Origin of the sequence: Eubacterium sp. MSJ-13, assembly GCF_018918235.1 — a bacterium.
Taxonomy (GTDB): Bacteria; Bacillota; Clostridia; order Lachnospirales; family Lachnospiraceae; genus Butyribacter.
Genome location: NZ_JAHLQE010000049.1, coordinates 1 through 12,017 on the forward strand (window position 1 = coordinate 1; position 12,017 = coordinate 12,017).

Genomic DNA, 12,017 nt, shown 5'->3' on the forward strand with positions numbered 1-12,017 from the left:
AGCTAATAGTGTTATGAGCAAGTAGCAAAGCGGATTGCGAATATCCGCTTGACTTTGTATATTCTATAGGGGGATAAAAATTATGGCAGCCAAAAAGAAGAAAAAGATTGAATTCAGGTATTACAAGATGCCGGCGGGGATTTCATTTCTTGCTCTGCTCGGTGAAAAGTGGGTGCGTTCTTATGGACATGGTATTGACTATCTTCACTTTCACAATTGTATGGAAATAGGATATTGTTATGAGGGGGAGGGAACTTTGTCTATAGGAGAAAAAGATTATTCGTACAGAGGCGGACAGTTTTCCATAATTCCAAAGAATTGTCCTCATACAACGACAAGCTCAGACGGTACGGTAAGCAGATGGGAATATCTTTTTGTGGATGTTGATGAGATATTAAACTGTATGTATCCGGCGGGGATAAATAAAAAAAGCATTGAGCAGATGATATTGCGTATCAATGCTAAGGCAATGTTCTGCGATGCAAGGGAATATCCTGATATGGCAGAGCGAATACTTCATATATTTGATGTAGTGCGAAGGGCGGATGAGTACTATATTGAGGAAGCAAAAGCGTTAATTAATGAGTTTCTGGTGAGGGTTGCGAGGGCAAATGTTCATGCGGTACAGCGTGGTATGCATGAGAATAAAGTTGAGAAAACGAGTATGTTTATATCTGATGCAATAAGCTATATCAGTGATCATTATATGGAACCGATACGCATTGAAAATCTGGCTGCACAATGTCATATAAGTGAAACTCATTTCAGGAGATTGTTTTCTAATTATATGAGCATCGGACCATTGGAATATATAAATCTCGTGAGGATTCAAAATGCGTGTGAGATGCTCAAAAAAACAGATGAGATGGTATCTGATATCGCATACAAATGTGGTTTCGGCGTATTGTCTACTTTTAACCGTAATTTTAAGCAGGTTATGGGATGTTCTCCATATGAATGGAGAAAGAAACCTGAGAACTTTGAGCAACAAATACTAAAAGCACAGGTGCGTTCAGAGGAAGGGTGGTAATATTGCACAAACGATGGTTGAAAGTGCACAGTATATGGTTGAAAATGCAAACTATATGTTTGAGTGAAATAGTATAATATGTACATCGAAAGCGATAAAAAATACTTAAATATGTACAAATTGACGAATGGTGCATGTTATGAAGTAATAAAAGGAGGAAAATTCATGAGAAAAAAGATTTTGAGCGTGTTGCTTTGTGCAACAATGGTAACGACTATGATGACAGGATGTGGAAGTTCATCAGATGACAAGAGTGCGAACAGCAAAAATGCATCAAGTGATGCGAGCAGTGATTCAGGCAGTGAATCAAGTGGCCCTATAAAACTTACTGTCTGGGGCGCAGAAGGTGATCAGGATTTCTTGAAGGGAGTTGTAGAAAATTTTAAGAATGCATATTCTGATCAGAAATTTGATATTGAGATCGGTGTTGAATCAGAGTCAACTGCAAAAGATACTGTTTTAAAGGATATCGAGGCAGCAGCAGATGTTTATTCATTCGCAAGCGACCAGCTTGCTGACCTTGTAAGAGCAGGTGCTTTGGCAAATGTAGACAGCGACGAACTCAGCAGTATCTATTCTAAAGCAAACAAGACGATTGATGATATCAAGAGTGCAAATGTTGATGATTCTATCGAGGCATCATCAATTGATGGAAAGATGTATGCATTCCCAACTTCAGGAGCAAATACATATTTCCTTTACTATGATAAATCAGTTATCTCAGAAAAGGATGCAGCAAAATGGGATACGATTCTTGCAGATGCTAAGAAGGCAGGCAAGAAGGTAGGTATGACACTTAATTCAGGCTGGTACAATGCATCATTCTTCTATGGAGCAGGATTTACCACAGGTCTTAATGAAGATGGAACTACTACAATGGACTGGAACGGTACAAGTGCTGATGGCATTAAAGGAACAGATGTGGTAAAAGCTATGCTTGACATTACATCTAATCCGTCATTCAAACCTATCGCAGATGGTAAGATTTCCGATTCTATTCCAACAGGAGATTACTGTGCAGTTATCTCAGGAACTTGGGACAGCCAGAATGCCCAGAAGGTGTGGGGAAAGAATTATGCAGCCATCAAACTTCCTACATACACTCTTAACGGCAAACAGATTCAGATGAAGCCGGCATACGGATATAAGATGGAAGCTGTAAATGCATATTCAAAGAACTTAGGATGGGCTACACTTCTTGCTGAGTACATTTCAAATGAGGAGTCTCAGACAGCACACTTTGACCAGGTTGAGACACCTCCTACAAACAAGAAATCACTTGAGAGCGATGCTCTTAAATCAAACAAAGCAGTTCTTGCAGCTACATCAGAAGGAGATATAGGTGTTATTCAGAGTGTTGGTGGAAAATACTGGGACCCTACAAAGACATTTGGTGAGATGATAGCTAAACATAAACTTTCAGCAACAGATGACAAAGCCATTCAGAAAGCATTGGATAATCTTGTATCAGGTGTTACGGCATCATTAGATTAAAGATAGCAGATAGCAGTATGGTTTAGAGTTTTGGCAGGCATATATCCTTGTATGTATGTCTGCCTGTTTTATAAAGGAGAAAAAGTTATGGCTAATCAGTCAAAAGGTAGTGCCGTGTCAGCGATTAGTGGATTCTTCAAAGCTATTGGTGGATTTTTCTCTGGTTTTGGAACGGCAGTTGTCAAAGGCGATCTATTTGTAAAATTATCACTGGTGTGGTGGGGCGCAGGGTATGTCAAACGCAAGCAGTACATAAAGGCAGCGATAATGACTGTGTTAGAAGCAGCGATTATTCTGTTCACTGTCAATTTTGCAATGGATTATGTACCAAAATTCAGGACATTAGGAACAGTAAAGGCAGAAAAAGTTTTTAATCCTAATACGATGAAAAGTGAATGGAATGATTATGATCATTCATTTAAGATATTACTTTTTTCAATATTCAGTTTTGTTGTATGGTTTGCAGCGATAATTGTCTGGATGAAAAACATGATGAGTGTTTATAAACTTCAGATAATGGAAGCAGAAGGCAAGCATATAAATACCTTTAAGGAAGATTTAAGATCATATATCGAAGAAAAATTCCATATTACTCTTTTAACACTTCCTGTACTTGGTATTGTAGTATTTACGCTTATCCCTATTCTGTTGCTTGCATTTGTAGCATTTACAAATTATGACCAGAGCCACATGCCACCTTCACAGCTTTTCACATGGGTTGGTTTTAAGAACTTTGCATCATTGTTTGGTGGCGGCGGACTTACATCGACATTTGGTTACTCATTTGTACGTGTTTTGGGATGGACACTTGTGTGGGCGTTCTTTGCTACGATAACAACATATATCGGAGGAATACTTTTAGCATTGCTGCTTAACAGCAAAAAGACAAGGTTACCAAAACTCTGGCGTACATTATTTGTTGTAACTATCGCTGTTCCACAGTTCGTATCACTGCTTCTTGTAAGAAACTTCTTTGCAGACAGTGGAATTGTAAATACGATATGTTCCAATATAGGACTGACGGGATTTTTGAAAAGTGTGGGTCTGATATCTACGACATATATCCCGTTCTTATCTGCTCCGGGCTGGGCACATGTTATGATAATCCTTATAAATATCTGGGTAGGTGTTCCTTATCAGATGCTTATCGCTACCGGTGTATTGATGAACATTCCGGAAGACCAGCTTGAAAGTGCGAGAGTTGACGGAGCAAAACCGTTCCAGATATTCAGAAAGATAACAATGCCATATATGTTGTTCATCACAGGACCAGCACTTGTTACAGATTTCGTAAAAAATATAAATAACTTTAATGTTATTTATCTGTTGACACAGGATGTTTATACAACAACAAATCAGTCACTTGCAAACTCACAGGCACAGGAGGTTGACCTGCTTGTTACATGGCTGTTCAGACTGACACAGGATTATTACAATTACAAGATGGCATCAGTAATTGGTATCGTAGTCTTTATTATTTGTTCAGTATTTACTTTAATAGCTTTTAATTTCATGATTAAAGGAGATAAGGAGGGAACATATCAATAATGAAGATAAAAAAGATGAAAGACGCGCGTTTGTCGCGAATTATATTACATAATGCATTACTTGGAGTTTTAGCTATCATATGGCTTATTCCGATCGTATGGCTGTTTTGTACTTCATTTAGTGAATATTCGGGAATGAATACAAGCACATTTTTTCCGAAAAAGTGGAGTGCCATACACTATGTTAAACTGTTCCATCCGGATACAGTATCACAGTTCCCTCAGTGGTTTATCAACACATTTGTTGTCGCTTGTGCAACGTGTGTGATATCAACATTATTTGTACTTATGGTAGCATATGCAACATCTATCATGCGTTTTCCTATGAGAAAGCCATTGATGAACATAGCAGTTATCTTAAATCTGTTTCCGGGTATGCTGGCAATGATAGCCGTATATTTCGTATTAAAGACATTTAACCTCACAAACAGTTATGCAGGACTTATCATGGTGTATTCCGCATCATCAGGTCTTGGTTATCTGATAGCAAAAGGTTTCTTTGATACGATACCGAGAGCACTCTGCGAGGCAGCACGAATTGACGGATGCAGCGAAGCGAGGATTTTTTTCCAGATCGTAGTTCCGATGAGCCGCCCTATCATAGTGTATACGGTTATCAGTAGTTTCCTTGTACCGTGGATGGATTTCGTATATGCAAAGATGATATTAAATTCAGGGGTATCATCTAAGTATACAGTAGCTATAGGACTTTACAAGATGCTTGATAAGATGCTTATCAATGAATACTTCACACAGTTCTGTGCAGGAGGCGTTCTTGTATCAATTCCTATTTCAATATTGTTTATGATAATGCAGAAATTCTATGTAGAAGGCGTTACAGGCGGAGCTGTAAAAGGTTGATATTTGTTTTGTTTATCAAATTATAAAAATAAGATTGCGGCTTGAAAAATTATTTTCAAGTCGCAAATTTTTTAAACTTAAATTTTTTAACACTATCAGGGAAGTAGCACCACTTCTATTGTGTAGAACAATAAGTGGGGATTGGGGACTTGGTTGTATCAGGAGGGATACAAGCACATTATGATATGCTGCGATAGCAGCTAGTGTGATGAACTGTTGATTTCAGCTAAAATAAAAGGATTTACTCTATAAGATAAAGCTGTTTTGCGAGCGGTTTTTGTGATAAACTGTTTTGCGAGGCTAAAATTAAGTGAGAGGAGAAAAGGCAGATGGACAGGAAAGGGATACGCGGACCTTGGAGAACGCCAAATGTTACGGCAGACGGTTTGAAAATATTTGCAGTCATCATAATGCTGATTCAGAATATAGGAATCGTCATCATAGAAAAAGGAGTGATAGGACTTGACGGTTACACACAAGCCCAGCTTTCAGAAGCCATGGCAAAAGACTCAAAACTTATGACCGCAGCAGGCGTAGGCTCAGTTATGCAGCTTATAGGCGGACTGGCAGTCCCTATATTTGCATTTCTGCTCGTAGAGGGATTCTTAAAAACATCAAGTTATAGCAGATATCTCATATCAATAGCAGCATTTGCAGTAATCAGTGAGATACCGTATGACCTTGCGACAAGTCATAAGATAATAGACTGGTCAAGCCAGAACGCACTCATAACAATGAGCATATGTCTTTTGATGTTGTATTTTCTTGGCATGCTTAAAGAAAGAAAAGGAATAATTTACACGATAGCGAAATTGACGATAGTATTGTGTGCAGTAGTATGGGTAACATTGCTCAAAGCACAATTTGGACTTTGTATGGTATTACTCGTTGCAGTATTTTATCTCTTTTATTCAAAAAACGCGTTAAAGACATTTTTGGGAATGATGGTAAGTCTTTTATATGTAACAGGACCGTTATCATTTTATGGAATATGGTGCTATACAGAAGAACGCAAAAATATAATTCCAAAATATGCATATTATATCTTTTATCCGTTACATTTACTGATACTTTGGGGTATCGTAAAAATATTCCTATAAAACTTGCAATTTGAGCAATGCTCCTCTACAATGTCAACGTAGAATATAAAAGGAGCGTGAATGATGGCACAGGAAAAAAAAGGAGAGCAGGCAGGAAAAATATCTGCTGAAAATACAACAGTACAGTTTCAGCGTGAACAGAATAAGATTACAATAGGTGATGTTGCGGAAGCACTTGGGGTATCTAAAACGACCGTATCGCGTGCTATATCGGGAAAGGGCAGGATAGGCGAGGCCACAAGACAGCGGGTACTTGAATATATTAAAGAAAATCATTACCGTCCTAATGTTGTGGCAAAAGGATTGGCAAAATCAAAAACTTACAATATTGGCTGGGTAATGCCGGGAGATTCAAATGTCACAGAGTTACCGTTTTTTCAAAGATGTATGCTCGGTATCAGTGAAGTGGCAGCAGCATATGACTATGATATATTGCTGTCGATGGTATTTGACCATGATATATCCAAATTAAAAAGTGTCGTGAAAAACCGAAAAGTAGATGGGATTATATTAGGAAGAACACTTGTGGAAGATGAGAGTGTGTCTTTTCTTAAAAAGAGTGATATGCCGTTTGTTGTTATCGGAAGTTCAAATGACGAGGATGTTATCCAGATAGATAATGACCATATGGAGGCATGTAAGGAACTTACATCGATTATTATAATGAAAGGCATTAAAAAACTTGCACTTATCGGCGGTTCTATGGAGCATGTAGTAAACCAGACAAGGCGTAAAGGCTTTGAAATGGCACTTGCAGAACAGGAACTTGGCAGTGATGCAGGCATGATATATATGGACTGTGAAACGGACAGCATGGTGGAACATGCTCTAGAGCAATGTCTTTGTGAAAAAGCAGAATGTATCATCTGTACTGATGACAGAGTGTGTACAGCGGTGTTAAACAAATTGAACCGTGATGGAATAAGCATACCTGAGCAGATAAAAGTCGCATCATTTTATGACAGCATCATGCTTGATAATTACAAGCCTGCCATCACATCACTGTGTTATGACCCTAAAGAGCTTGGCATGGTTGCATGTACGACATTGTTTGATTACATAGCAGGAAAGAGAGTGCAGAAGAAAGTTCTTCTGGGATATGATGTGGTATTGAGAGGTTCAACAAAGTAAAACATGATAGAACAAAGAAAAATAAATTTAGGCTTTATTTTATAACTGAACAACCGATTGTTCAATAAACGATAAAATTCTAAAGATAATGTTTGGATATTTTATTGCAGACACTATCTTTAAGAAAATAATAAATAGATATTTGTCAAAATTGCACAAAAAAATAAAAATAAAAATGATAAAATAGTACATTGACAACGAATGGTCTGTGGGCTATACTTTATCTAAAGAACAACCGATTGCACAATATATAAAATGTGGATTAGGCTGTACAAGATAATCGTAAATGCTGTGTATATTTTGACAACAGCGAAAGAAAGGAGAATGAGATGGAAAATACATTTGTTGTAAATATTATCCACCGTCCTGAGATGGTTCCTGAGTATGCAGAGAAGGTGACCGGACAGGGAAAAACAGAAGATATAGGAAGAAAGGCACTTCTTACAGAATCTCTGGATATCTTTAAATTTCAGCAGGAGACTGCACATAAGAACGGACTTAAGACAACTATTCAGATGACATATGCAAGTCTGTTTAATGATGAGGCGGTTGAGATTGCAAAAGAGCATCATGAAAAGTATGGTGATGAGATTGCATTGTCATTACTCGGACTTCCTTGTACAGAGTTTCGTGAGAAGTACAAGACAAAAGATTTCTGTATATGGATGTTCTCGATGGAGGATAAAAAGAGTATCGTAGATGATGTATTCGGAAAATTCCATGAGAGATTTGGTTTTTATCCTGAATCTACAGGTTCTTACTATATGGATGCAGATCTGACAAACTACATAAAAGAAAAATATCCTATGGTAAAATGTGCAGTTGCAACATGCTGGGAGGAAGGACCAAAGGCATATCATACATGTAATAATTCATGGTACACATTATTTGACGGCGGCCCATGGAATCCATGGATACCATCTAAGCAGAATACGCATGCACCTGCTGCAAATGAACAGGAGGACAGCGGAATCGTAGCTATTCCTCATTTATCAAGAGACCTTATCGCATGTTATGACGGAAATGGTTCAAACTTTGGAACACATCCTCAGAATGTACTTCGTGGAATGATATATGACAGCAAGACATGGGAATATCCTTATTTATACAATCTTATCGACCAGTATCGTCATTTAGAAAAGTACAATAATGGCTATTCTTACAACATGATGTTCGTAGGACCGGGCTGGCTCAACAAGATGGGACGCTGGGAAGCTCCATATGAACTCCTTGCAAAATCTTATGAGGACGGTATGGCATATTATGGCAAACTCAAAAAAGAGGGCAAGCTTGTAGATATGACAATGGCTGAGTTCGCTGATTTCTATCGTGCGAACAAGACTTATACTGAACCTGAGTGTGCTCTTTGGAAAGATATATTATATGGTTCAAACAAGCAGTTATTCTGGTACGCTGATCCTTATATGAGAGCATGTGTAAACATGGATCAGGGTGGTGCTATAGTTGACTTAAGACCATATGCAGCAAAACTCCGCTGGGAAGTTGGTATCGGCACAAAGCATGTACAGGATGCTTCTTATCCATTCCTTATTCAGGAAAAATATCGTGCAGGATATTTCACACATTATGCTGGCGAGGGAACTGTCAGAAGTGCAAAAGTATGTTACAATGGTGAGGAAGTAGACCTTTGCCTTTGCCGTACACATGCATCATTCTCTCAGGAAGGAAAGACAAGAATACTTACACTTGATCCTGTCGATATAGAATTTTATGATCTTACAGTTAAACTTCAGACAAAAATCTATTTCGAGGAGGGTGCTTCAAATATTAAGATCGAGAGAAATATCCTTGAGATGAGCAATCCTGATGCAGATGTAACCATAAATGAATATATGGTAGCATGTTATGGAACTACAGAGTACCCTGAGGACATGACAGGAATCACACTTGCACTCGAAAAGGGTGATGAGAAAAAGACGATAGATTACGCATATAAGTGTCGTGAGGATTCTCTTGCAGGAGCAGAGAGTGCATCAGCAGTTATTCCTGCTATCGAGACAAAAGTTTCATTGACTACGGATGCAGAAGGCGCAGAGGGATATATTCGTGAGGGATACGCATTCTCACCTATGTTTACACTTGGATATCAGAAAAAGATCAGTGATAAGGAGGTATTTGCAACATGGCTCAATCTGGAAAAGGCAAATTAAATTTCAGATGTCCTTCATGCTTCATGCGTGATTTGGATATCGATATGTTTTATGATAAAGATAAAAAGGAATATTACTGCATCCGCTGCCAGTATACAGGCAGTGAGGAGGATGTTCTTGCAAAAAATGAGATGGTGCGTTTCCGCTATCGCAAGATGTTAGAGCGTATCACAGACTTTGATTAAAATGCTTTAGAAAATGGCAAAGTAAATAATGAGCCGGTTTTTCAAACATTATGTTAGAACAGCCGGCTTGCACTTTATATTTGGGAGGAAAAATGGCAGATTTTATTAAGGGAATGGATATTTCTACACTCTTGGAACAGGAAGAATGTGGAGCTAAATATTTTGATAATGGTCAACAGGGTGATATGCTTGAAATCTTGAAGAGATACGGCGTCAATTCTGTTCGCCTGCGCCTGTGGAATGACCCGTATGACAGTGATGGAAATCCTTATGGAGCAGGTACAAATGATCTGGAAAAAACAATCATTATGGCAAAGCGTGCCAAAAAACTTGGTATGGGATTTCTTCTTGACTATCATTATAGTGATTTCTGGGCTGATCCGGGAAAACAGACTGTACCTAAGGCATGGAAGGGATATACGGAAGAAGAACTTGAGAAGGCGGTATTTGATTACACAAAAGAAACATTGGAAACATTTGTCAGGGAAGGTGTTTCGCCGACTATGATACAGGTTGGAAACGAGCTTACAAATGGTCTGTTATGGCCGAGTGGTCAAAAACCTGAATTTGATAATATCGCCAGATACATAAGTGCAGGAATAAGAGCTGTCAGAGAGATAGATACAAAAGTGCCGATAATGATACATCTGGATAACGGCGGAAAAAATGATATGTACCGGGAGTGGTTCGACAATTACATTAAACGCGGAGAGGACTTTCAGATAATAGGATTCTCTTATTATCCATTCTGGCATGGAACATTAAACGAACTTGAGTACAACATGCGCGATATGGCTCAGAGATATCATAAAGAACTTGTTGTAGCGGAAGTTTCCATGGGATTTACAATGGACGATTATGCGGATTATGAAAGACTTGAGCCACACGAGCGTAAGGGAATGGCAACTAAGCCTGAACTTGTAGAAAATCTTGAGTATCCTATGACAAAAAAAGGACAGAGCGATTTTATGCAGGATATAATGGAGCGCATATCATCAGTACCCGGAGGACTAGGATTTTATTATTGGGAGCCGGGCTGGATACCTGTTCCGGGATGTGGATGGGCAACAGATGCAGCACTCGAATACACCGGAGAAAATGGACCGGGTGGAAATGAGTGGGCAAATCAGGCTTTATTTGATTATGATGGAAATGTGTTACCAGCATTGGAGACTATTAGAGATTTTAAAAGAGATAAATGAAATAAAGAGTCATGTGGAAAAAGGCCGGGCAGAGGCGAAGTCAAGAAAGAGTTATCAGACAGGTGATTAGCGTATTTCAGGCATTTGCCGAAGTGTCAATGATACATATACTAGTACTAGATAGCAAGCTGTGCAAAATGATTTGTTTTTGCGCAGCTTTTTTGTTTTTTTGCAGTAAAAGCAGGCTAATTGTCATGGCTTTTTATGGTTTTAAAATATGTTATGATAGTTTTAGAAGTCAAATATTTTTTATATATCGTATTATCATTCTTTTGATTTTTAAGAAATTTATCGGTTAAATGAAAAAATATGTTTTTTGTATTGATTGTTGACAAATTGTGGTTACATATTGCGTCATGGTTGGATTATATATCGTTATAAATATTAATGAGTATAGAAAATTAGGAAAATTAAATACAAGGAATATTGAGCAAGCGTAAAAAGGGGAGGAGTAAAATGATAAGATTAGAGAATATATACAAATACTATTATTCTGAGTCATCGGTCACACAGGCATTAAGGAATGTAAACCTTGAATTTTCAAAAGGCGAGTTTGTTGCAATCACCGGGGAGAGCGGCAGTGGAAAGACAACGCTTTTAAATGTTATAAGCGGTATTGATACATATGATGAGGGTGAGATGTATGTGGATGGAGAACCTACATTCCAATATGACGATGATGATTGGGAGGAGTACCGCAGAAATAAGATAGGCTTCGTTTTCCAGAATTATAATCTTATAGGTCACTATACCGTACTTGACAATATTGTAAGTGCGCTTCTTATACTTGGTGTCAGTGAGGAGGATGCAGAGAAAAAGGCGGTTAAATATCTTGATAAAGTCGGACTTAAGGGTTTAGAGAAAAGCAGGGCTTCCAAACTTTCAAGCGGTCAGAAACAGAGACTTGCCATTGCGAGAGCACTTGCAAAAGAGACGGATGTTATAATGGCGGATGAGCCGACGGGAAATCTCGACGAAGAAAACACGATAAACACTATGAGTCTTTTGAGAAGTATTTCAAAGGAATGTCTTGTAATAGTGGTATCACACGAAAAACGCATATCAAAATTTTTTGCCGATAGGATAATCGAGATACAGGACGGACAGATAAAGAAAGATTATAAGAATAAAGCGACAAAAAGCTATGAAAAAGCGGATGATTCTAATATATATTTAAAAGAGCTTTCAAAAGAAAGCATTGAAAATGATGATTTCAGGATAAATATATATAAGGACAGTGAGCATTCCTGTAATTCATTAAAAGTGCCAATTGAATAAAAAAGAACCTCAAGGTAT

General features: G+C 38.1%; 10 protein-coding genes. All 10 read left to right on the plus strand.

Features of this window, described 5'->3' with window-relative positions:
• The first annotated feature begins 82 nt into the window (after positions 1-82).
• The 10 genes from KQI69_RS03025 (at position 83) to KQI69_RS03070 (ending at position 11,999) form a co-directional block, all read left to right on the plus strand.
• A complete protein-coding gene (locus tag KQI69_RS03025) occupies positions 83-1,030 on the plus strand; it encodes an AraC family transcriptional regulator (protein ID WP_216563811.1) in 948 nt (315 codons plus the stop codon).
• 165 nt (positions 1,031-1,195) lie between these two features.
• Entirely contained in the window at positions 1,196-2,524 is a 1,329-nt protein-coding gene (locus KQI69_RS03030) for an extracellular solute-binding protein (protein WP_253288976.1), read from the plus strand.
• Positions 2,525-2,611: 87 nt separating this feature from the next.
• Entirely contained in the window at positions 2,612-4,072 is a 1,461-nt protein-coding gene (locus KQI69_RS03035; protein ID WP_216563812.1) for a carbohydrate ABC transporter permease, read from the plus strand.
• Positions 4,073-4,077: 5 nt separating this feature from the next.
• Positions 4,078-4,932 (plus strand): sugar ABC transporter permease, encoded by an 855-nt coding sequence (locus KQI69_RS03040; RefSeq protein ID WP_371818717.1) that lies wholly within the window; start codon positions 4,078-4,080, stop codon positions 4,930-4,932.
• 329 nt (positions 4,933-5,261) lie between these two features.
• On the plus strand, positions 5,262-6,032 hold the full coding sequence (locus KQI69_RS03045) for a TraX family protein (RefSeq protein WP_216563813.1): 771 nt from the start codon (positions 5,262-5,264) through the stop codon (positions 6,030-6,032).
• A gap of 63 nt (positions 6,033-6,095) precedes the next feature.
• Positions 6,096-7,163, plus strand: a complete 1,068-nt coding sequence (locus tag KQI69_RS03050) for a LacI family DNA-binding transcriptional regulator (RefSeq protein ID WP_216563814.1) — start codon at positions 6,096-6,098, stop codon at positions 7,161-7,163.
• Between the two features lie 329 nt (positions 7,164-7,492).
• A complete protein-coding gene (locus KQI69_RS03055) occupies positions 7,493-9,334 on the plus strand; it encodes a hypothetical protein (RefSeq protein ID WP_216563815.1) in 1,842 nt (613 codons plus the stop codon).
• On the plus strand, positions 9,307-9,519 hold the full coding sequence (locus KQI69_RS03060) for a hypothetical protein (RefSeq protein ID WP_216563816.1): 213 nt from the start codon (positions 9,307-9,309) through the stop codon (positions 9,517-9,519). The genes KQI69_RS03055 and KQI69_RS03060 overlap by 28 nt, the downstream gene beginning before the upstream one ends.
• Positions 9,520-9,611: 92 nt before the next feature.
• On the plus strand, positions 9,612-10,721 hold the full coding sequence (locus KQI69_RS03065; RefSeq protein ID WP_216563817.1) for a glycosyl hydrolase 53 family protein: 1,110 nt from the start codon (positions 9,612-9,614) through the stop codon (positions 10,719-10,721).
• Positions 10,722-11,177: 456 nt separating this feature from the next.
• Positions 11,178-11,999 carry an ABC transporter ATP-binding protein gene (locus tag KQI69_RS03070; protein WP_216563818.1) on the plus strand — a complete coding sequence of 274 codons (822 nt, stop codon included), beginning with the start codon at positions 11,178-11,180 and terminating at the stop codon, positions 11,997-11,999.
• Positions 12,000-12,017 lie beyond the last annotated feature (18 nt).

What these genes read in the sequence shown, in the direction of transcription:
- KQI69_RS03025 (WP_216563811.1), top strand. Translation starts at nt 83, where the DNA reads ATGGCAGCCAAAAAGAAGAAAAAGATTGAATTCAGGTATTACAAGATG.
- KQI69_RS03030 (WP_253288976.1), top strand. Translation starts at nt 1,196, where the DNA reads ATGAGAAAAAAGATTTTGAGCGTGTTGCTTTGTGCAACAATGGTAACG.
- KQI69_RS03035 (WP_216563812.1), top strand. Translation starts at nt 2,612, where the DNA reads ATGGCTAATCAGTCAAAAGGTAGTGCCGTGTCAGCGATTAGTGGATTC.
- KQI69_RS03045 (WP_216563813.1), top strand. Translation starts at nt 5,262, where the DNA reads ATGGACAGGAAAGGGATACGCGGACCTTGGAGAACGCCAAATGTTACG.
- KQI69_RS03050 (WP_216563814.1), top strand. Translation starts at nt 6,096, where the DNA reads ATGGCACAGGAAAAAAAAGGAGAGCAGGCAGGAAAAATATCTGCTGAA.
- KQI69_RS03055 (WP_216563815.1), top strand. Translation starts at nt 7,493, where the DNA reads ATGGAAAATACATTTGTTGTAAATATTATCCACCGTCCTGAGATGGTT.
- KQI69_RS03060 (WP_216563816.1), top strand. Translation starts at nt 9,307, where the DNA reads ATGGCTCAATCTGGAAAAGGCAAATTAAATTTCAGATGTCCTTCATGC.
- KQI69_RS03065 (WP_216563817.1), top strand. Translation starts at nt 9,612, where the DNA reads ATGGCAGATTTTATTAAGGGAATGGATATTTCTACACTCTTGGAACAG.
- KQI69_RS03070 (WP_216563818.1), top strand. Translation starts at nt 11,178, where the DNA reads ATGATAAGATTAGAGAATATATACAAATACTATTATTCTGAGTCATCG.